The organism is Ruegeria sp. CRTD044, from assembly GCF_059613485.1.
In genome coordinates, this window is the sequence record NZ_JBXWSP010000002.1 from 48,081 (window position 1) to 68,549 (window position 20,469).

The 20,469-nt window shown below is 63.6% G+C and carries 24 protein-coding genes; 8 read left to right on the forward strand and 16 right to left on the reverse strand.

The genetic code is table 11. The features are described from left to right. Positions 1-44 precede the first annotated feature (44 nt). The 3 genes from AC2FNL_RS00485 to AC2FNL_RS00495 form a co-directional block, all read right to left on the reverse strand. Entirely contained in the window at positions 45-3,500 is a 3,456-nt protein-coding gene (locus AC2FNL_RS00485; protein WP_496831661.1) for a chromosome segregation SMC family protein, read from the reverse strand. Positions 3,501-3,637: 137 nt separating this feature from the next. Then, complete coding sequence (locus AC2FNL_RS00490) at positions 3,638-4,042, reverse strand: hypothetical protein (RefSeq protein WP_496831663.1); 405 nt, start codon at positions 4,040-4,042, stop codon at positions 3,638-3,640. 44 nt (positions 4,043-4,086) lie between these two features. After that, the gene (locus tag AC2FNL_RS00495) at positions 4,087-5,280 is read right to left on the reverse strand and encodes an aminotransferase-like domain-containing protein (protein WP_496831665.1); all 1,194 of its coding nucleotides are present in this window, start codon (positions 5,278-5,280) and stop codon (positions 4,087-4,089) included. 159 nt (positions 5,281-5,439) lie between these two features. On the opposite strand from AC2FNL_RS00495, the gene AC2FNL_RS00500 reads away from it, so the two are divergent. Further along, complete coding sequence (locus tag AC2FNL_RS00500) at positions 5,440-6,216, forward strand: FCD domain-containing protein (protein ID WP_093965224.1); 777 nt, start codon at positions 5,440-5,442, stop codon at positions 6,214-6,216. 13 nt (positions 6,217-6,229) lie between these two features. On the opposite strand, the gene AC2FNL_RS00505 is transcribed toward AC2FNL_RS00500, so the two are convergent. The 8 genes from AC2FNL_RS00505 to AC2FNL_RS00540 form a co-directional block, all read right to left on the reverse strand. Further along, complete coding sequence (locus AC2FNL_RS00505; protein ID WP_496831667.1) at positions 6,230-7,468, reverse strand: glycosyltransferase; 1,239 nt, start codon at positions 7,466-7,468, stop codon at positions 6,230-6,232. A gap of 102 nt (positions 7,469-7,570) precedes the next feature. Beyond that, positions 7,571-8,371: an FkbM family methyltransferase gene (locus AC2FNL_RS00510; protein WP_093965221.1), complete on the reverse strand. Its 801-nt coding sequence runs from the start codon at positions 8,369-8,371 to the stop codon at positions 7,571-7,573. After that, the gene (locus AC2FNL_RS00515; RefSeq protein WP_496831670.1) at positions 8,368-9,189 is read right to left on the reverse strand and encodes a hypothetical protein; all 822 of its coding nucleotides are present in this window, start codon (positions 9,187-9,189) and stop codon (positions 8,368-8,370) included. The genes AC2FNL_RS00510 and AC2FNL_RS00515 overlap by 4 nt, the downstream gene beginning before the upstream one ends. A gap of 255 nt (positions 9,190-9,444) precedes the next feature. Next, complete coding sequence (locus tag AC2FNL_RS00520) at positions 9,445-10,005, reverse strand: F0F1 ATP synthase subunit B (RefSeq protein WP_093965218.1); 561 nt, start codon at positions 10,003-10,005, stop codon at positions 9,445-9,447. 5 nt (positions 10,006-10,010) lie between these two features. After that, positions 10,011-10,562, reverse strand: coding sequence for a F0F1 ATP synthase subunit B' (locus tag AC2FNL_RS00525; protein ID WP_093965216.1), 552 nt, complete (start codon positions 10,560-10,562; stop codon positions 10,011-10,013). An 86-nt stretch (positions 10,563-10,648) separates the two neighbouring features. Then, a complete protein-coding gene (locus tag AC2FNL_RS00530) occupies positions 10,649-10,873 on the reverse strand; it encodes a F0F1 ATP synthase subunit C (RefSeq protein WP_005981269.1) in 225 nt (74 codons plus the stop codon). Positions 10,874-10,942: 69 nt separating this feature from the next. Next, on the reverse strand, positions 10,943-11,698 hold the full coding sequence (locus AC2FNL_RS00535) for a F0F1 ATP synthase subunit A (RefSeq protein WP_093965215.1): 756 nt from the start codon (positions 11,696-11,698) through the stop codon (positions 10,943-10,945). A 2-nt stretch (positions 11,699-11,700) separates the two neighbouring features. After that, positions 11,701-12,033, reverse strand: a complete 333-nt coding sequence (locus tag AC2FNL_RS00540) for an AtpZ/AtpI family protein (RefSeq protein WP_093965213.1) — start codon at positions 12,031-12,033, stop codon at positions 11,701-11,703. A gap of 231 nt (positions 12,034-12,264) precedes the next feature. On the opposite strand from AC2FNL_RS00540, the gene AC2FNL_RS00545 reads away from it, so the two are divergent. Then, positions 12,265-12,600: an ArsR/SmtB family transcription factor gene (locus AC2FNL_RS00545; protein WP_093965326.1), complete on the forward strand. Its 336-nt coding sequence runs from the start codon at positions 12,265-12,267 to the stop codon at positions 12,598-12,600. Here AC2FNL_RS00545 and AC2FNL_RS00550 read toward each other — a convergent pair. The 4 genes from AC2FNL_RS00550 to AC2FNL_RS00565 all read right to left on the reverse strand — a co-directional run bounded on the left by AC2FNL_RS00550 (position 12,597) and on the right by AC2FNL_RS00565 (position 15,201). Beyond that, positions 12,597-13,010 carry a universal stress protein gene (locus tag AC2FNL_RS00550; RefSeq protein WP_093965211.1) on the reverse strand — a complete coding sequence of 138 codons (414 nt, stop codon included), beginning with the start codon at positions 13,008-13,010 and terminating at the stop codon, positions 12,597-12,599. The genes AC2FNL_RS00545 and AC2FNL_RS00550 overlap by 4 nt on opposite strands. A gap of 74 nt (positions 13,011-13,084) precedes the next feature. Continuing rightward, positions 13,085-13,354: a hypothetical protein gene (locus AC2FNL_RS00555; protein ID WP_141138530.1), complete on the reverse strand. Its 270-nt coding sequence runs from the start codon at positions 13,352-13,354 to the stop codon at positions 13,085-13,087. Positions 13,355-13,411: 57 nt separating this feature from the next. Continuing rightward, positions 13,412-14,326 (reverse strand): DMT family transporter, encoded by a 915-nt coding sequence (locus AC2FNL_RS00560; RefSeq protein WP_093965208.1) that lies wholly within the window; start codon positions 14,324-14,326, stop codon positions 13,412-13,414. Then, positions 14,323-15,201 carry a LysR family transcriptional regulator gene (locus AC2FNL_RS00565; protein ID WP_496831674.1) on the reverse strand — a complete coding sequence of 293 codons (879 nt, stop codon included), beginning with the start codon at positions 15,199-15,201 and terminating at the stop codon, positions 14,323-14,325. The genes AC2FNL_RS00560 and AC2FNL_RS00565 overlap by 4 nt, the downstream gene beginning before the upstream one ends. Before the next feature lie 121 nt (positions 15,202-15,322). Between AC2FNL_RS00565 and AC2FNL_RS00570 the strand changes: the two genes are divergently transcribed. Together AC2FNL_RS00570 and AC2FNL_RS00575 are read left to right on the forward strand one after the other, a co-directional pair. Next, the gene (locus AC2FNL_RS00570; RefSeq protein WP_170366227.1) at positions 15,323-15,904 is read left to right on the forward strand and encodes an FMN-dependent NADH-azoreductase; all 582 of its coding nucleotides are present in this window, start codon (positions 15,323-15,325) and stop codon (positions 15,902-15,904) included. Between the two features lie 73 nt (positions 15,905-15,977). Further along, positions 15,978-16,718, forward strand: coding sequence for an aspartate/glutamate racemase family protein (locus AC2FNL_RS00575; RefSeq protein WP_496831676.1), 741 nt, complete (start codon positions 15,978-15,980; stop codon positions 16,716-16,718). On the opposite strand, the gene AC2FNL_RS00580 is transcribed toward AC2FNL_RS00575, so the two are convergent. Beyond that, positions 16,719-17,249 (reverse strand): prolyl-tRNA synthetase associated domain-containing protein, encoded by a 531-nt coding sequence (locus tag AC2FNL_RS00580; protein ID WP_496831678.1) that lies wholly within the window; start codon positions 17,247-17,249, stop codon positions 16,719-16,721. 258 nt (positions 17,250-17,507) lie between these two features. On the opposite strand from AC2FNL_RS00580, the gene ffh reads away from it, so the two are divergent. From ffh to AC2FNL_RS00600, 4 genes are read left to right on the forward strand one after another with little or no spacing between them, the layout of a single operon-like run. Next, the gene (ffh, locus tag AC2FNL_RS00585) at positions 17,508-19,016 is read left to right on the forward strand and encodes a signal recognition particle protein (protein ID WP_170343386.1); all 1,509 of its coding nucleotides are present in this window, start codon (positions 17,508-17,510) and stop codon (positions 19,014-19,016) included. Beyond that, positions 19,017-19,625, forward strand: a complete 609-nt coding sequence (locus AC2FNL_RS00590) for a GNAT family N-acetyltransferase (RefSeq protein WP_496831681.1) — start codon at positions 19,017-19,019, stop codon at positions 19,623-19,625. Further along, entirely contained in the window at positions 19,622-20,173 is a 552-nt protein-coding gene (locus tag AC2FNL_RS00595; protein WP_496831683.1) for a GNAT family N-acetyltransferase, read from the forward strand. The genes AC2FNL_RS00590 and AC2FNL_RS00595 overlap by 4 nt, the downstream gene beginning before the upstream one ends. After that, on the forward strand, positions 20,170-20,466 hold the full coding sequence (locus AC2FNL_RS00600; protein WP_093965195.1) for a chorismate mutase: 297 nt from the start codon (positions 20,170-20,172) through the stop codon (positions 20,464-20,466). The genes AC2FNL_RS00595 and AC2FNL_RS00600 overlap by 4 nt, the downstream gene beginning before the upstream one ends. Positions 20,467-20,469 lie beyond the last annotated feature (3 nt).

A 20,469-nucleotide genomic window follows, 5' to 3' on the forward strand; every position in this document is an offset into this window, starting at 1 on the left:
TAGCCCGGCCCGGCCCGTTCGCGGAATAACGTTGCGGTGAGCGGTCAGGCGACCATCTGCTCGGCCTTCTTCAAATCGACCGAGACCAGTTGGCTGACGCCCTGCTCTTGCATGGTCACGCCGAACAGACGGTCCATCCGGGCCATGGTCACCGCGTGGTGGGTGATGATCAGGAACCGCGTGTCGGTCTGGCGGCACATCTCGTCCAGCAGATCGCAGAACCGGGTCACGTTGGCATCGTCCAGAGGTGCGTCGACCTCGTCCAGAACGCAGATCGGCGCCGGGTTGGCCAGGAACACGCCGAAGATCAGCGCGGTGGCGGTCAGGGTCTGTTCCCCGCCCGACAACAGGCTGAGGGTCGACAGCTTCTTGCCCGGCGGCTGGCACATGATCTCGAGCCCCGCATCCAGCGGGTCGTCGCTCTCGACCATCACCAGATTGGCCTCGCCGCCGCCGAACAGATGCTTGAACAGCATGGCGAAATTGGCGTTGACCTGTTCAAAGGCAGTCAGCAGGCGCTCGCGGCCCTCGCGGTTGAGGCTGGCGATGCCGCTGCGCAGCGCCTTGATTGCCTCTTCCAGATCGGATTTCTCGCTGTTGAGCGTGTCGAACTCCTCCTGAACCTCCTTGGCGTCCTCCTCAGCGCGCAGGTTCACCGCACCCATGGCATCACGCTGACGCTTGTGGCGGTTCACCTCAGCTTCCAGGGCATCGGCGGCGGGCATGTCGTCGGGGTTCACGTCCAGCTGGTTCAACAACTGGTTCGGGGTCAGTTGCTGATCCTCGGCGATGCGCTCGGCGGCGGCGGCGACACTTTCCTTGGCCGCCTCGAACCGCGCCTCCGCCGCGGCGCGGGCTTCGCGCGCCTCCGAGGCCTTGCGCTCGGCCTCGCGCTCGGCCAGCACGGCCTCGCGTTGCAGCGCTTCGGCCTGGGCCAGCTTGTCTGCGGCCTCAGCGCGGCGGGCCTCGGCGGCCTCGATCATCTCGTTCAACTCTTCGCGCGCCTCGGCGATCTCGGCGGGCGCGGCCATCGCCTCGGTCAGTTCTTCCTCGGAACTGGCTTTGCGCTCGGCCAGCTCGGCGATGCGCTTCTCGGCGGTTTCCAAACGGTGTTTCCAGCCACTCAAGTCCTTGGCCACCTCCTGCGCGCGGCGGGTGCGGGCCTCGCCCTCGCGGCGCAACTCATCATGCGTCGAGCGATGCGTCAGCATGGTGATCCGCGCGGCCTCGACCGTCTGCTTGATGTCCTCGACCCGTGCGCGGGCAGTGTCCAAATCGCCCAGCTCGGCCAGGGCGGCCTCGGCCTCGCGCAGCTGGGCACGGGCCGCCATCGCATCCTGCTTGTGGCGGTCGACCGCAAGCGTCAGGTTCTCCAGCTTGCCCTGCGCCAGGTTGCGGTCGGCCTCGGCCCGGCTGAGCGCGCGGGCGGCCTCGGCCATGCGTTGGTCGGCGGCGCGGCGGGCCTCGCGGGCGCGGCGGTCGGCCTCGGTCACCTCGGTCAGTTGCCGCGACAGAGCCTCATGCGCGGCGCGGGCGCCGTCGGCCTGCGCCTCGACCCGCGCCAGCTGCTGTTTCAGCGCCTCAAGCTTGTTGAGCTGCTCGAGCCGCAGCGCCGCGGCGCTGGGGGCATCCTCTGCCCAAGCGCGGAACCCGTCCCAGCGCCACAGATCGCCGGAGCGCGACACCAGCCGCTGGCCGGGTTTCAGCAAGGGTTGCAGCCGCGCGCCCTGATCCGCGTCGATCAGGCCGATCTGCGCGATGCGACGGCTGAGGCAGTCCGGCCCCGAGACGTGCAGCGCCAGCGGCTCGGCCCCGTCCGGCAACGGTTGATCGGCGTCATAGCCCGGCACCTGCACCCAGCCTGACGGGCCATCGCCTTCGACCAGCGGGGCGCGGAGGTCATCCGCCAACGCGGCACCCAGCGCCTTTTCAAAGCCCGGCTCGACCCGCAGCAGGTCCAGCACCTGCCCGCCCTCGGCGGTGTCGCGCTCAACCAGCTTGGCCAGCGCAGTGGTCTCAGCCCGGATAGCCCCCAGCTCGCCCTCGGCCTCGGAGCGTTGTGCGCGGGCCTCGGCCTCGCGCGCCTGCGTTTCACCGCGCAGCTCGTCGGCGGCGGCCAGCGCTTCCTCGGCGGCTTCGGCGGCCTCGCGCGCCTCTTCCTCGGCGGCTTGCGCGGCCTCAAACGCTCCGTCGGCGCGGGTCAGCGCGGCGCGGGCCTCGGCGACGGCCGCACGGGCCTTTTCCTCTTCGGCCTCGGACCGTGCCAGCGTTTTGCGGCTGTCCTCGACCAGGCGCTGCGCCGATTGGTGACGCGCGACCAGGCGAGCGGTGTCCTCGGTCTCCTGCGCCAACAGATCCTCACGCTCCTGCAGAACCGCGGCGGCTTCGCGGGCGATTTCGGCAGCTTCGGCCAGCTTGTCGTCATGGCCCTCGGCGGCCTTGGCCAGTTCGCGGGCTTCCCATTCCAGCCGCTCGATCATCTCACCAGCGTCGCGGTTCAAACCGGTTTCACGCTCGATGTCGCGGCCCAGTTGCTGAATGCGGGCGGTCAGGGTTTCGATGCTCTGGCGCGCGCGGGTTTCTTGATCGGACAGCTGATCGCGCTGCACCTGCTGGCGCTGCAGCACGGCGGCGGCGATGGCCTCCTCCTCGCGCAGCGGCGGCAGGGTTTCTTCGATCTCGGCGCGTTTCGCGCTTGCGGCGCGGGCCTCGGCCTCGGCGCGCGCGGCTTCGGTGGTGCGGTCGCGCAGACGCTCTTCGGCCTGCTGGCGGGCCATGTCGGCCTCTTTCCAGCGGCGATACAGCAACATGCCCTCGGCCTGGCGCAATTGCTCGCCGATTTCGCGATACCGCGCGGCCTGACGGGCCTGGCGCGCCAGCTGCGCCAACTGCGTGCCCAACTGTTCCAGCACGTCATCGACGCGGGTCAGGTTGGCCTCGGTGCCCTTGAGCTTCAGTTCGGCCTCATGCCGGCGCTGGTACAGACCCGAGATGCCGGCGGCCTCTTCCAGAATGCGGCGGCGGGCGCGGGGTTTGGCGTTGATCAGCTCGGCGATCCGGTTCTGCCCCACCAAAGCGGGCGAATGCGCGCCGGTCGAGGCGTCGGCGAACAGCATCTGCACGTCGCGGGCGCGCACGTCCTTGCCGTTGGCCTTGTAGGCGCTGCCCACGTCGCGGGTGATGCGGCGCACGATCTCGATCTGGTCGCTGTCATTGAACCCGGCCGGGGCCAGACGTTCCGAGTTGTCCATGGTCAGGACGACCTCGGCGAAGTTGCGCGCCGGACGGGTGGCGGCACCGGCAAAGATCACGTCCTCCATCGCACCGCCGCGCATCGATTTGGGGCGGTTCTCGCCCATCACCCAGCGCAGCGCCTCGAGCAGGTTGGACTTGCCGCAGCCGTTGGGCCCCACCACACCGGTCAACCCGTCCGCGATGATCAGATCGGTCGGATCGACGAAGCTTTTGAAGCCGGTGAGTTTGAGTTTGGTAAAGCGCAAAGGCAGATTTCCATGATTCCCGTTCCTTGAAAGTCTGGACAAGGGAATGCCCGCGAGTCAACGAAGTTGCGCAGGATATGGGATATTGGGCCGAGTTATCCACAATATCTTGCTGATTTGGGCGGAATTGCGCGGAGTCAATAAGGCGAACACTCGAACACCTGGCATCCGGTGTCCGACCCGCTTTCATAGGTTCCGAAGTCGATGCATTCATAGTTGGTCGGCGTGACCGCAGCCAGCAACAGCCGGTCCGACGCCCTGCGGTCGCAGGCGAGGATGCCCACGGTCACCGCCGCGTCGCCCAATACATCGGCGACCGGACAGCCCGAGACCTGCGCCATGGCCAATGCGGCCCGATCCCGGACCGGCCCCAGCCGCGGGGCATATTGGCTGTTGACGCGGACCGCCTCGGCCAGGTCGCCGCGCAGGCGCACGTGGAACACGCTGCCGTTCACGGCCACGCGGGTCGCTGGCAGGTCGCGGAAATGGGGCGTACCGGCCGAGCAACCGGCCAGCAACAGCAAGGCGAGGAACCGGATCATGCCGCAGCTTTGCGGCAAAATGGTTAACGAAAGCTTTCCCGAACTTACCCGTGCAGGACCGCGCCCAACCGGGCAATACCCTCGGCAATCGTGGCCTCGTCCGAGTTGGAGAAACTCAGCCGGATCGTGTTGGCGCCGCTGCCATCGGGGTGAAAGGCTTGGCCGGGCACAAAGGCGACCTTGACCGTCTCAAGCGCGCGGGCCAGCAGCTGCGCGCCATCCGAGCCGGGCGGCAGGGTTAGCCAGATGAACATGCCGCCCTCGGGCCGGGTCCATTGCACGCCTTCGGGCATGTGCCGATCCAGCGCCGCCAGCATCGCGTCGCGGCGCGCACCGTAGGTTGCGCGCACTTTCGGGATGTGGCTGTCGAAACAGGTTTGGGCCACTTGGTGCACGGCCATCTGGTTGATGGTGGCCGAATGCAGGTCGGCGGCCTGTTTCATTAGCACAAGCTGCGCGATGACTGGCCGCGCCGCCACGACCCAACCCACCCGCAGTCCGGGCGACAGGGTCTTGGAAAAACTGCCGCAATAGATGGTCCGGCAAGCTTGGAGATCGCCTTTCCGCTCCAGTTCCAGCGCGAGGATCGGCGGTATCGCTTGCCCGTCATAACGCAGGGCCTGATAAGCGCCGTCCTCGATCAGGGCGCAGTCCAACTCCTCGGCCAGATCCAGAAGGGCCTCGCGCCCCTGCCGATCGACGGTCTCACCGGTCGGGTTTGCAAAATCGGGAGACAGATAGGCGTATTTGACCGTCCCCGGCCCCGCCGCGGCCCGGTATTGCGCCGCGCCCGCATTGCCGCCTTCGCGCAACCGGTCAAAGCGTGGTTCATAGGCGTTGAAGGCCGCCAAGGCGCCCAGGTAGGTCGGCCATCCGACCAGCGCCGTGTCGCCGGGCGACAGAAACAGTTTACCCAGATAGTCGAGCGCCTGCTGCGAGCCCGAGGTGATCAGAACGTCGTCGGGGCCGCAGTCGATGCCGATCTGGCGCATGTGGCCGGCGATCCATTCCCGCAGCGGCATGTAACCTTCGGACACGGAATACTGCAATGCCTGAGCCCGGCTGTCAGCGCCAAGCGCCTGTTGAAATGCCTGAGAAAACGCCTCGGCCGGAAACAGCGCCGGGTCCGGGATGCCGCCGGCAAAGGAAATGATGCCGGGTTGATCCAGCAGTTTCAGCAATTCGCGGATTTCAGACGCCTTCATTCGCGCGGCGCGCGTTGCAAATAACTGGTGCATGGGCCGAGCCTCCTCCGCTGGGTCGGACTGACGCTATGACCTCTGCGCTTAAAGTCAATAATGCTGACCTAGTGTTTCAGCCAATGTGATCGCGGCCCGTTCTTGCGCGGGCCGGGCATGTGTGGTCATATGATTTGACCAATTTTCAGCGATGATCCGATGCCCTTTCAGAAAGTCCAGACCGAGAAACTGTCCCTGGCCGTCGTCAAACAGATCGAACTGCTGATCCTGCGCGGGATCCTGCGCCCCGGTGAGCGCCTGCCGTCCGAGCGCGAGTTGGCCGACCGGCTGGGTGTGTCGCGCCCGTCGCTGCGCGAGGCGATCTCGCAACTGCAGGAACAGGGCCTGCTGACTGCCAAGGCCGGTTCGGGCATCTATGTGGCCGAGGTTCTGGGCTCGGCCTTTTCGCCCGCGCTGATCCGTCTGTTCAGCAGCCATGACGAGGCCGTGTTCGATTACCTATCGTTCCGGCGCGACATGGAAGGGCTGGCGGCCGAACGCGCCGCGCGTCTGGGCTCGGACAGCGACCTGAAGGTGATCCAGGCGATTTTCGACAAGATGGAGGCCGCCCATGCCCGCAACGCGGCCGATGACGAGGCCCATCTGGACGCGCAGTTCCACATGGCCATCATCGAGGCCAGCCACAACGTGGTGATGCTGCACATGATGCGGTCGATGTTCGATCTGCTGCGGCAGGGCGTGTTCTACAACCGCCAGATCATGTTCCACCAGCGCACCACACGCGACGCTATCCTGAACCAGCACAGGGCAATCAACGCAGCCCTTCAGGCCCGCGACCCCGAAGCCGCCCGGCAGGCGGTGGAACAGCATCTGAGCTTTGTCGAACGCTGCATGGAAGACCAGCAGAAGGCCCGGCGCAACGAACTGATTGCGCGCCAGCGGCTGGAACATGAGGTTGGCAACTTGGGCGGTTGAGGCCCTCTGCCTCTCACTGCACCTTCAACCCCAGCGTTTCATAAAGGCGCCTGTATTGCTCGGCCACGATTGGCATCGCATAGCTCTGCAGGGCATGTTTGCGCGCAGCATTCCCGTCGCGCTTCTGCCCTTGAGCCTCGCAGGAACGCTGATCATCAATCACCCCCTTTAGGCAATCCGCCAAGTCCCGCGCATCAAACGGTTTGGCCAGCTGCCCGCACCCGGGGTTCGGGACCAGATCGGGCAATCCACCGATCTTGAACCCGACGATCGGAATACCGCATGAAAGCGCCTCGACGCCGGTGTTGGGCAGGTTGTCTTGTCGGGACGGCAACGCAAAAACGTCCGCGCACGCGTAAACAGACCGCAGTTCCTCGGGCACTGAATGTTGTCCAGTGAAATGAGCCGGAAAGGGCAGATCGACCTCATGCGCATCCGCGCCGAATATCAGAACCCGGATATCAGATCTTTCCTGTTTCAGGATCGACAGAGCTTCCTTGAGGTGCCGAAATCCTTTGCGCGGATCGCTGTCGCCCCCCATGGCCCCAAAACCGATGACAGCAGAATCGCGTGGCAGACCCAATCGGTCTCTTGCCGCGTCTCGGTCGGTGGGGCGCCAGACATCGGTGTCGATTGCGTTGGGAATGACTGAAACGGGCCAGTCCTGCGTCAAGGTGCTTTGCCGGGCGCAATCCGCCAGCCAGCGGCTGGGTGCAACAAGATGGAACGGCCGCGTCCAAAACCGCTGTTTTCTCTTCCAGACACGGCGGTTCAGCCTGCTCGCTCGGCTATCCTGCTCGGTCGCGTAACCGTTTTTCCAGGCATCGCCCTCAGAGTAGTGCTCCACCCCACAGAACGGCCACATGTCATGCATGGTCCATACAACTGGATGACACAGGTTTCCGATCTCGCGGATCGACATCAGATCCGAGTTGACCCAGTGCAGGTTCAGAATTTGCGAGGACTGTTGGTTCAGGTACTGCGCCAAGCCCGAACGGACCTGACCCAGCGAGATCAAACCCGAGAAATCCGCTTCATGCCTGCGCCGGATACCGCGCGCCATTTCCCGTTGAATCATTCGTCCCAGACCCTTGGCTGGCTTGAACGTGGTGATGCCTGGCCCTTCCTGACCTCGCGCAACGGTCATGGTTGAGTTCACGCCGCTGGCGTTTAGGGCCATATGCAGCCGGTGCGCCGCAATCGCCGCGCCCCCCTCGGAACTACTGAAACTGATGTGGTTTACCTTGAGCACCGCGACTCCATTTGTCCGGCGTAGAATCTGGTCGCGAGCCCCAGAGTCACGACGCTTTGTTCCGCCCGTTTTCTAGCGCATGAAATACTCGAAAGAAGCACGTCAGGGCTGTTTCTCGTGCAGGTACAAATAGTCGGTACTGCCATTTCCATAGACGCAGACATACCCTGCCGCCCTCAGTGCCTTGTCTGCGGCATCAACCCGCTGAAAGGCTTTCTTTCCGGGCCGGTTGAGTTCGTCGTATTCGACGCAGATCTGCCGGGGCCGCAGCCCGTCTGCCAGAATCTGCTCAAGAACTTCGACTTCCGCACCTTCTATGTCGAGCTTCAACAGCTGGACTTCCTCGATTGGAATTGCGTGATCGTCCAGTATTTCCCGCAATGTATCGGCCTGAACCATCAGGTGATCGGTATCCTGACGATAATCGTTCTGGAAATTCACGATCGAGTGCGACACATGCTCGGGGTTCTTGGGAAGAAAAAAACGCAGTGTCTCGTTGCGGCACCAAAGGGCGCGATCGACCATTATCAGGTTGTCTTCACTGCAGGTGCTCAGGTCGTAGGCTTCAACGGGCTGTGAACCACCTGAAACGTAGCCCGTTTCACCCACTTGGCCGAAACGCTTTTTCATCGCGCCAAAATGGGCCACGGCCCGAGGTGTCGGATCGATGATCACGACCCTTGCGCTGTAGCGGTTCGCAAACTCGACGTCGAAGGACGCGTCCTCTCCAAGACCAGCGCTGACGATCGTGCAACCCTGCAGACTCTCGTCCTCGAGGAAAGTCCAGCCACCATAGTCAGAGCCGAGTGTGACCAGGCGCAAACCGTGCCTGGCCCGAACCGTTTGCAGCCTGTGGCGCTTGTAGCGCTTTTCGCGAAGCCAGTTTCCTATGCGCTCTATCATCTTTCCCTCTTGGACATGAGCCTGCCGACAAACCTGTTGAGCTTGCGCCTGATCTTTTGCAGTTTGCCGGGTTTGGTCAGGTAATACAGTTTCACCTGCTCCACCGCATCGGTATTTTCCGAGATCTGGTCAGGTAAGCCCGGCGAAAGGTTGGAGTTCAGGCGGCTGCGCGTGTAGGATTTGTTCACCACACCATGACTGCCGGATCCATCAAAACCGATGTTCTCGACATAGGAAAAATATGGGGACAGGCACAATCCGCGATTCCGGAAAATGGTCGCGTACCAGAAAACCGCCCATGTCTTCAACTCGCCGGTCTGGTTCGCCAGAACCTGCGACCAATAGTCCTGTGCCCCGTCGAGGTTGAAGCGGACGATGTCTGCGTCTGAAAACTCATCCACCAGCGCGTCAGGGTCGCGGCTGTAATGCGCCCAACGGTCCGCCCAGGTTGCCCATCCCCAGCAGCTCATGAAACGCCACAGATACGCGCCCTGCGCTCGGCGAAAGGCAGGCACGTCCTCATTGTACCCGGCTATATGCCAGACATCCGGAGTATCCCTGTAGCGCTCCAGGGCAAGGTTCATATAATGCAGAAAGGCTGGCGACGTGAGGATATCATCCTCGAGAATGATCGCACGGCCATGCTCGGCCATCATCTGCGAAACACCCTCCTCGATCGATACGGCCAGCCCTGCATTCTGGTCACGTCGGCGCAGCTCGATACTGGCGAAGCCCTGCTGCGTTTCGGCGACCTGCGCAACGGCGTCGACAATCGGTTTCTCGGCATCATTGCGGGGACCGTCGATGAATACGGTCACGGATGTCGACGCTGCCAAGGGCGATTGCGCCAGGGCATCCAACGTCCGTCGCGTATGTTCGGGTCGGTTGAACGCAAACACGCACACAGGGGCGGGATCAACAATCTTGGTATGTCCGGATGTCATCGTACCTCACCGAAACGCCACAAGCTGACTGCCCTGAATCAACAGACTATGACGCGGGCTACAAGCAAAAAACCCGAAAGCGGACAGCTTTCGGGTTTTGGAGATTGCGATTGGCTCGTGCCGAACAGCTCAGTGCAGCTTGTCACCGACCTCGGAGATCGCCGAGTCAATCAGCTTGTTGGCTTGCGCCGCAGTCATCTGCTTGGCCAACACGGACTTGGCAGCCGCAACGGCCGCAGTAACAGCCTGGTCGCGCACTTCCTTCACTGCCGAGGCCTCGGCCGATGCGATTTGATCCTGCGCGGCAGCCAGACGACGCGCGATGGATTTCTCCAGATCCGCCTTTGCCTGTTCGGCAGCCAGAACCGAATCTTCCTTCGCCGCGGCCACGATGGCTTCGGCCTGAGTCTGCACTTCGCGCTGCTTGCGTTCGTATGAGGCCAGCAGGCTGCGCGCTTCTTCATGCAGGGCACGGGCCTCGTCCAGCTCGGCCTTAATGCCTTCGGCACGGTTGTCCAGCGCCCCGCCAATCATCGAGGGAACCTTGAAATAGAACAGGACCGCGATAAAGACGATGAAGCCCAGCGTCACGACGAAATCGGTGTTCGCCAGCGAGAAGAACGGACCGCTTGCGGCCAGCGCCGGGCTGGCGAAGCCTGCGGTCAGGATAAGAGCAAGTGTATTCCGCATGTCACTTATCCTTTCATCTGCGCGCTGATGGCACTGCTGATGGCTTTGGCATCCGCCTCGCCGCCCAGCGCAGTCACCAGTTCGGCCGCCGTATCGTTGGCAACCTGTTGAATGCTTTCCAGCGCTCCGGCACGGATTTCGGCAATTGCCTTCTCCGATTCTGCCGCCTTGGCCGCGATTTCCGCGTCTGCCTTGGCAATCGCGTCATCCAGGTCCGCCTGGATTTCGGCGCGCGCTTCGGCTGCGATCCGCTGGGCCTCGGCACGGGCATCGGCCAGCGCCTTGTTATAGGCCTCTTCGGCCTCGACCGCCTTGGCCTTCAGATCTTCGGCCGCAGCCAGGTCATTTGTAATGGTCCCCTGACGCTCGGCCAGGATCGCCGCGATGCGCGGCAGGGCCACGCGGGACAGGACCAGAAAGATGACGACCAGCGTAATGACCAGCCAGAAGATCTGGTTGGGGAACCAATCGAAGCAGAGCTGCGGCATCCCGATGGCCGAGCCATGGGAATCGACGCATTTGCCGACTGCTTCTGCAGCTATGGGTTCTGTCGCCATGATGTCCTCCGTCGGAACGTTGTCTTTACAACAGGTGGGCCGCTATGGCTTGGGCCCACCTGCGCGTAAGGATCAGGTTCCGCAGATTAAACGGCGAACATCAGCAGCAGCGAGACCAGGAATGCGAAGATCCCCAGGGCTTCTGCGAATGCGATACCAATGAACAGAGTTGCGGTCTGCGAAGCAGCCGCCGAAGGGTTGCGCAGAGCGCCGGCCAGGAAGTTGCCGGCCACGTTGCCCACCCCGATTGCGGCCGCGCCGGAACCGATTGCTGCCAGGCCTGCGCCGATGTGTGCGAGATCGCCTTCCATGATGTATCTCCTTACGAATTGGAAGTTTCGATTTTGGGTTATCGTTCCTGTGCTCAGGGTCGCCCCTGATCAGTGATGCGGATGCAGAGCGTCCTTCAGATAAACACAGGTCAGAATGGTGAATACGTAGGCCTGGATGAAGGCCACCAGGACCTCGAGGCCGTACATTGCGGTGATCGCCAGAACCGATACGGGCGAGATCACGGCGACCGCGGCGAAGCCGGCGAAAACCTTGATCACGGCGTGGCCGGCCATGACGTTACCCGCAAGACGAATGGAGTGGCTGACCGGGCGCACGAAGTACGAGATCAGCTCGATGATCGCCAGGATCGGGCGCAGCGCCAGCGGCGCGCTGGACACCCAGAACAGGCTCAGGAAGCCGGCGCCGTTCTTGACAAAGCCCAGAACGGTCACGGTCAGGAACACGGCCAGCGCCAGCGGAATTGTGACCGCGAAATGCGATGTCGTGGTAAACGAGGTCGGGATCAGGCCGAGGAAGTTCGCTGTGACGATGAACATGAACAGGGTCATGACATACGGGAAGTACTTGACGCCTTCCTTGCCACAGATGTCTTCCAGCATCTTGTAGATGAAGCCGTAGGCCAGCTCGGCGATCGACTGCATGCGGGTCGGGACGATGGCGCGCTTCGAGGTACTCAGCACCAGCAGGCCGATGATGGCCAGAACCGCGAAGAACAGCCACAGGGTCACGTTGGTGGGCGTGTACCAAGCCATCTCACCGCCGAAAAGCGGCTTGACGATGAACTGGTCCATCGGATGGAAAACCAGGCTGCTGCCTTCTGCTGCGGTGGTCTCGGTCGCCACGTTCAGTCCCTCTCGTCCTTCTCGGCCTGTGTCGAGGCCGCCTGTTTCTCTTGAGCTTCTTGCGCGCTGCGGAGCATGACCTTCACGCCCGCGACAAGGCCCAGCAATGTGAACAGCACCAGGAAGATCGGGATCGTCCCGAACAGGCTGTCCAGCCCGTACCCGATGCCAAATCCGATCCCCAGACCGGAAACCATCTCGATGACCATCCGCCAGGCCAGCTCGCCCCCGGATATGTCAGCGTCCGCACGAGGTTTCGGCGCTTTGGCCTTTTTTGCCGCGTCGATCTTGGCCTCAAGCTGCGTCAGGCGCTGCTTTGGGTCGTCATCGGTCACGGGCGTTTCCCTCGCACAGTCTTGGCGCAGTTGCTAAGCGGCCTCGCGCGCAGAGTCAACGCTGTTGATGGCTCCAATTGACGCAGCTTAAGTCTATGTTTTCAAATGAATTTTATGGACACGCTCTGACTGACGATCGGGCCGCGAACAAACCATGCCGCTGGAAACATCGGATTCCGCATATTCAACCAAATGGTTGACCAAACTTTCCCGCTGTGGTTCAGCGGGATCATGTCCGATGACCTCGATACCGTCTTTGCGGCCCTGGCCGACCCCACGCGGCGCGCGATACTGGCGATGCTGCTCGAGGATGACATGGCCGTCACCGACGTGGCCCAGCCGTTCGAGATGTCGCTGGCGGCGATCTCGAAGCACCTTACGATCCTGACCCGAGCCGGGCTGATCAGTCAGGAAAAGCGTGGCCGGGTGAAATGGTGCAAGCTGGAACCCGACGCCCTGCGCGCGGCCTCGGTCTGGATGCAAGGGTTCGGGCAGTTCGAACCCGTGAATCTGGATGCGTTCGAGCGGTTCCTGGAAAACCAGCTTTCCGCGGGTGATGAGGCCTAGCGCACCACGAAGACCGACATGCTGGCATGTTTGGCCAGGTATCCGGCATGGCTGGACAGGATGAAGTCGGTAATCCGCGGCGCGTGGGTGCCCACCACGATCAGGTCGGCACCGATCTCTTCAGCGGTGCGGGCCAGGTCACCATCCACCTCGACCGCCACATCCACCGAATGAATGTTGCGGAAATCAACTTGCGCTCCGCTAGCTTGGGACAACTCGTCCGCCAGATCGGACAGATGGTCCTTGATCGCGGCTTCCGTTTGCGTGGGGTCGCCGGGCTGATTGCTTGTCACGCTGACGATGGTGATCCGCGCCCCCTGCCACCGGGCGACCTGTGCCGCAACCTCGGCCGCTTTGCGCACTTCGGGTGGCAGATGCAGATCGACGGGAAACATTATGTGTTTGAACATCAGTCGCTCCTTTCACGCCGACAGCTTAGCGGGTTTGACATAACCGGCCCTTGATGTGGCTCAATCCAAGAGGATCAGCCTTGCTGGCTGTACTCGACCCCTGTGACCACACCGCTGGGATCGGCGCGGCACAGCCATGGGGCCTGAGCGCCGGCCACTGCGACCTGTGTGACGGTCCCCGCCGGCTCGGCAGTTGTCGACAGAGCCTGGACATCCGCGGGGCTCCGGTTGGCCTCAGCAGCCACCAATGCCTCGCAGCTGGCTTGAAGGGTTGAATTGTCGGCGGTGTCCTGCGTACACCCAAAAACCAGCATTAGCGTGGCCGAGGCAATCAATCTGTGCATGTTCCGGTCCTTTCGGAGTTTGCCTCACCCTGACACGAACGGGCGCTTTGGCAAAGGTCAGTCCGGCGCGGTTTGTTGCCGAGCCATCCCCAAGTCATCCCCTTTCAGCAACAGCAGCAGGGCAAGGATCGTCAGCCCTATTCCCACCAGGACCAGAAGGCCCGGCGCCGGCTGGCCCAGCGCGATCTGCCAGATGATCACCCAGCTGGGCGTCAGGTAGGTATAGGCCATGACCTTGGCCGATGGCAGCAGCAGCGTGGCGTATTGCAACAGAACGAAGGTGGCCGCGCTGGCGCAGATGGCGACGTAGAACAGGCCGATCCAGACGATCGCCGGCAGGTTGGCCCAGTCGGTCGCGCGGATGTCGGACCAGCCGAACACCGTCAGCACCGCGCATCCGGCCACCAGCGTGCCAAAGGTGAACACGACCGGCGGCTCGCCCCGGTTCAGCTTGCGCACCATGGGCGTATAGATCGCATGTGCCACGCAGCCCCAGAAATAGATGATCTCGCCCTGCCCGATCTCAAAGGCGCGAAAGGCCAGCCAATCGGCGCGGAACACCACCCACAGCGCGCCAACCGCGCCCACGCTCAATGCAAGGGCCATGTGCGAGGTGGTGATCTGGCGCAGCAGGACCCAACCCGCCACCGCCGACAGGATCGGCGTCAGGGTAAACACCGCCGCCGCGCTGACCGGCGGCGCGGTCTTCAGCCCGTAGAACATCAACACGAAATAGGCCGAGAACAGCCCGCCCAGCACCAGATAGCGCCACGGCGCGCGCGCCGCGCTGCGCGGCAGGCCGGTCGTCATCATCGCCGCGATGCCGATCACCACGCCGGCAATCGCGAACCGCGCGGCGTTCAGCGCCGCCGGCGCGATCTCGTTGGCGATCATCGAACCCAGCGAGAAACTGCCCGCCACCAGCGCCGAGAACACCAGCATGGCCAGATGGCCACGCGCCTGCGGGCTCATGGCAGCCAGTCCTTGGCCTGCTCCTTGAGGAATTTCAGAAAGGTCTGCACCTTGTTGGTGCGGTGCAGATCCACATGGGTCACCAGCCACAGGTTGCCGGCCCATTCCGGCAGAGGCTCCATCACCTCCTGCAACTGCGGATGGCGGGCGGCTTCCCACCGGGCCATGAAGCCGATCCCTGCCCCGGCCAGAACCGCTTCGGCCACGGTGAAGTTGTTGGAGCAGCGGAAGGTGATCGCCTCGGCCGGGACATTGGCGCGCAGCCAGCGCGAAAAAGGCGCGCGGCTGTTTTCGTCATCCGCCCCGACGAAGGCGTGGTTGGGGAAATCCTCGACTCCCGCGGGCAGGCCGCGCCGCGCGATATAGTCCTGACTGGCATAAAGCCCCACCTCTTGCGTCATGAAGGGCTGCACCACGTTGTCCGGCTGATCTGGGGCCGCACCGGCACGGATGGCCACATGCGCCTCGCCATATTCCAATCGGAACAGGCGGTCGCCGGTCAGATAGCGCACGATCAGGTCGGGATGGTCCTGCTGGAACGCGGTCAGCGTGGGCACCACCAGCGGCGCCAGCGAGGCCAGCGAAGTCACCACCAGCTCTCCCGAAACATCGCCTCCGCGCCCCTTCAGCCGCCCGACCAGCTGGTTGAACTGATCCTCGGTGGCCTGGGCCACGCGCAGCAGATCCTCGCCCGCCTCGGTCGGGGTGTAGCCGCGCGCGTGGCGCTGGAACAGCTTGACCTTCAGCCGGGCCTCGATCGCGTCGATATGGCGGATCACCGTGGCGTGGTGCACCCCCAGAACCTCGGCCGCGCCGCTGACCGTGCCCATGCGCGCAACCTGATAGGCGGTGCGGACCTCGTCCCAATTGTCCATGACAAAACCAATTCTGTGCAATTTCCAACAATGCCTGTTGATTTATCCCAGTTTCGTTCGCTCACGCAATATTCATATTGGGCTCAGACGCAAAATCCGAACCCTGAGAAGGACCCACGCCATGACAAAGACCATCCTGCATATCGACGCCTCGGCCCGCCGCACCGGCTCGGCCACCCGCGACCTGTCGGCCCGCATCGTCCAGCACCTGGGCGCCAGCCGCATCATCCGCCGCGACCTGGCCACCCCCCTGCCCTTGCTGACCGAGGACTGGATCACCGCCAACTTCACCCCCGCCGATCAACGCGACGCCACCCAGCGCGACCTGCTGGCCCTGTCGGACGAGTTGGTCAAGGAGCTGCAGCAGGCCGATACGGTGGTGATCGGGTTGCCGATCTACAATTTCTCGGTGCCGGCCGCCTTCAAGGCCTGGATCGACCTGGTCGCCCGTGCGGGCCTGACGTTCTCATATACCGAGAATGGCCCCAAGGGCCTGCTGGAGGGCAAACGCGCCATCCTCGCCATCGCTTCGGGCGGTACCGCAGTGGGGTCCGAGATCGACTTTGCGACCGGATACGCCCGCCATGTTCTGGGCTTCATCGGCATCCATGACGTGGATGTGGTGGCCGCTGACCGCATGGCGCTGGACCCGGAAGCAACTCTGAGCAACGCGCAGAAAGCCGTGGCCGAACTGGCCGCCTGATCCAGCCACTGGCCATCCTTGGTCAAACCGTCCAATCTGTCCCCGAGCGGGATCGGCAGATTGGACGGTTGTCATGAAGAAGATCGGAATTCTGGGCGGGGTCGGCTGGGCGTCGACAATAGACTATTACCGCGCCATCGCCGAGGGCGCCGGGCGCCATTTTGCAGACCGTGGGCACGGATCGCCGCTTCCTGTTCCTCCGATGACCATAGAATCCGTCACCCAGGCTAAAACCCGCGCATTGCGCGGAACCGCCGACGACGAAGCAAGCTGGTCCGCGTTCGATGCCGTCTTCCGCGAAGCACTGCTGACGCTTGAAAAGGCGGGATGTGATTTCGGCATCATCGCCTCGAACACACCCCACGCCCGTTTGCATTCGATCCGGCAGGGCGTGACCATGCCGATCCTGAGTATCTTTGATGCAACCGCCGTGGCCACCAAAACGACAGGCGCAAAAAGCGCGCTGGTTCTGGGAACCTCGGTCACGATGCAAGCGCGCCACTATGCGGAACGGCTGGCGGCTGAAGGCATCACAGCCAATGACCGACTTCCAGAGGACCAGATCGCGGAAATGCAGGCCATGATCGACACCGAATTCTATGGCGGTGCCTCGGCCAATGCCCGCCACCGTCTGCTGGCATTATGCAACCGGCACGCCGCCCCCGGAACCGCGATCCTGCTGGCCTGCACCGAATTGCCGCTGGCCTTTCCCCAACATCTTGATGACCCGGTTTTCGAGGCCGACGGGCACCTGTTCGTCAATCCCTCGGCCGCCCATGTCGCCGCCGCGTTGAAAGAGGCGCTGAGCGATTGATCAGGGCAGCCAGGTGACCTCGCACCCAATCCGGTCGAAGAAGGCCATCAGATCGTCGCGCGCCATGGCCACCGTCCGGTCGTTGACCAGCGGATGCATATAAATCACGTCCGCATGCTGCGCCGCGTCGTCCATGAAGAACCGCACATCGTTGCCCACGCCGTTGATCATCGCCAGCGGGCTGACCGCGCCGGGACGGATGCCAAGGTTCTGCATCAGCCGATCCGCCGACCCGAAGGACAGGTTGCCCACCCCCAGTTCGGCGCCCAGCGCCTTGAGGTCGATCTCGCGGCTCTGCTCCAGCGTCACCAGGTAGTTCCGCTTTTTCTTGTCGCGCAGATACAGGTTCTTGAGCCGCAACGCGTTTTCGCCCGGCACCATGAACTGATCCTCAACCGCCTTCGACTCTTCGACCGTCCGCAGCGGGACGTGGCTGTGCAGGCGATAGGGCAGCCCCCAATCGTCCAGCTGCGCCAGCAGTGCATCGGAACTAAGCGGCAACGTGTCCTGAAAGGCAGATGAGGCGTCCATGGTCTTCTCCCGAATAGCGCAGCAGTCATGGCCGACGGGGCAAGACGATGCAACCCGGCAAGCGCGGATGGTTGACTCGGGTGGCCAATGGGCCTAAACGCCAACGCAACATCCGGAAGCGTCTGTTCTTCCGGTCCCTTGAGTCGTTCAGGGATCGCCCCCCACCAGCGAGTTTCGCCCGTGGGGGCGTTTGTGCATTGACCCGTCTGCCCCTATCTATGGGGCGCCAACCGACAACCGGCGAAGGAGGCCGAAGGCATGTTTGAAAATCTATCCGAACGCCTCTCTGGCGTCTTTGACCGGCTGACCAAACAGGGCGCCCTGTCCGAGGAAGACGTCAAGACCGCCCTGCGCGAAGTTCGCGTGGCGCTGCTTGAGGCTGATGTGTCGCTGCCGGTGGCGCGTGCGTTCGTCAAGAAGGTGCAGGAACAGGCGACCGGCCAGGCGGTGACCAAGTCGATCACGCCGGGCCAGCAGGTCGTCAAGATCGTGCATGACGCGCTGGTCGATACCCTGCGCGGCGAGGAAGACCCCGGCAAGCTCAAGATCGACAACCCGCCCGCGCCGATCCTGATGGTCGGCCTGCAGGGCTCGGGCAAGACGACGACCACCGGCAAGCTGGCGAAACGTCTGAGAGAGAAAGAGGGCAAGAAGGTCCTGATGGCCTCGCTGGACGTCTACCGCCCGGCGGCAATGGACCAGTTGGCGGTTCTGGGCACCCAGATCGGGGTGGACACCCTGCCGATCGTGCCGGGCCAGAAACCGGTGGACATCGCCAAGCGCGCCAAGCAGCAGGCCACGCTGGGCGGCTATGACGTCTACATGCTGGATACCGCGGGCCGTCTGCATATCGACGAAGTGCTGATGGACGAGGTCGAGCAGGTCCGCAACGTGGTCGACCCGCGCGAGACCCTGCTGGTGGTCGACGGCCTGACCGGTCAGGTCGCCGTCGAGGTGGCCGAGGAGTTCGACGCCAAGGTCGGCATCTCGGGCGTGGTCCTGACTCGGATGGACGGCGACGGGCGCGGCGGCGCGGCACTGTCGATGCGCGCGGTCACCGGCAAGCCCATCCGCTTCGTGGGTCTGGGCGAGAAGATGGATGCGCTGGAAACCTTCGAGCCCGACCGCATCGCGGGCCGAATCCTGGGTATGGGCGACATCGTGGCCCTGGTCGAAAAGGCCCAGGAGACCATGGAGCTCGAGCAGACCGAGCGCATGATGAAGCGCATGATGAAGGGTCAGTTCAACATGAACGACCTGAAGATGCAGCTGGAGCAGATGATCCAGATGGGCGGCATGCAGGGCATGATGGGCATGATGCCGGGCATGGGCAAGATGGCCAAGCAGATGGATCAGGCCGGACTGGACGACCGGATCCTGCGCCAGCAGATCGCCATGATCCAGTCGATGACCAAGAAGGAACGCGCCAACCCCGCGCTGCTGCAGGCCAGCCGCAAGAAACGCATCGCGGCCGGTTCGGGCATGGAAGTCAGCGACATCAACAAGCTGCTCAAGATGCACCGGCAGATGTCGGACATGATGAAGAAGATGGGCAAGATGGGCAAAGGCAAGATGCTGAAACAGGCCATGAAAGGCATGTTCGGCAAAGGCGGGCCCAGCCCCGAGGACATGGCTGCGGGCATGGACCCCAAGGCGCTGGAAGCCGCAGCCAAGGCGATGGGCGGCAAGATGCCCGGCGGCATGCCCGGCATGGGCGGCGGCATGGCCCTGCCCCCCGGCCTGAGCGGGTTCGGAAAGAAGAAATAAGTGACCGCGCCCGTCGCATATCCCTGGGAGGCTCCGGCCACTGGCCCCGCTGCCGCTCTGTCGGCGCGGCTGGCTGCGGACTTGCCGCGGCTGGAGACTGCGCGGCTGGTGCTGCGCGCGCCGCGGATCGGGGATTTCGACACCTATGCCGACATCCTGATGTCGGACCGCGCCAAACACATGGACGGCCCGTTTGACCGGCAGGCGGCTTGGCTAGATTTCTTGCAATACGTCGCGGGCTGGCTGCTGCGCGGCGCGGGAATGTGGGCCATCGAGGACCGCTCGGGCGGTCAGGTTCTGGGGTTCGTGTCGGTCGGCATGGAATTCGGCGACCGCGAACACGAGCTGGGCTATCTGCTGACCGAAGCCGCCGAGGGGCGTGGCTTTGCAACCGAGGCGGCCGAAGCCGCCCGCGACTTTGCGCTGGGTCCGCAGGCCCTGCCGTCACTGGTCAGCTATGTAGACCTCGACAACGCGGCCTCGGTCCGCGTGGCCGAGCGCCTGGGCGCCCAGCGCGACCTACAGGCCGAGGCCGGGTTCGACGAGCCGGTTCTGGTCTATCGCCACCTGCCCGGCGACGAAGATGGCGGGATGGAGGCCTACGCATGACGACCTTCGCCATCCCGACCCTTGAGACCGAGCGCCTGATCCTGCGGGCGCCGAATCTGGACGATCTGCCGGCGATGACAGCCTTCTACGCGACCGAGCGCAGCCACATGGTGGGCGGGCCAAGGGATGCGGCGGGCTGCTGGAACGGACTGGCGAACCGGCTTGGCCACTGGGCGCTGCGTGGCTATGGCCTGTGGCACCTGACCGAAAAGTCCAGCGGTTCTTTCGTGGGCTGGACCGGCATGATCTATGTGCCGGGCTGGGACGAACCCGAGCTGGGCTGGACCCTGATGGAACAGGCCGAGGGCAAGGGTCTGGGCTTTGAGGCCGCGCAGGCCGCCCGCGACCACGCGGCGCGCCATCAGGGGCTGAACGGCGTCATCAGCTATATCGCCCACGCCAATGACCGCTCGCGCGCTCTGGCGGAGCGCCTCGGTGCGACCTACGAGCGCGAGGGCGAAGTGCTGGGCAAGTCCGCGCAGATCTGGCGGCACCCGAAACTCGACACGTCAACGACCGATCTGACCACCGAAAGGACCGGCCAATGAACAATCCCGTGACGCGGGCCGCGGCCTTGCTGAAAGACCACCGCGACAGCATCGACCGGTTGGACGCGATCCTGGTCTATACGCTGGCCGAGCGGTTCAAGCACACGCAGGCCGTTGGCAAGCTCAAGGCCGAACACGAACTTCCCCCGTCCGATCCCTCGCGCGAGGCCGCGCAGATCGCACGACTCGAAGACCTGGCGAAAGAGGCGGATCTGGACCCCGATTTCGCCAAGGCTTTCCTGAATTTCATCATTCAGGAAGTCATCCGACACCACAAGAAACACCAGAAATAGCCG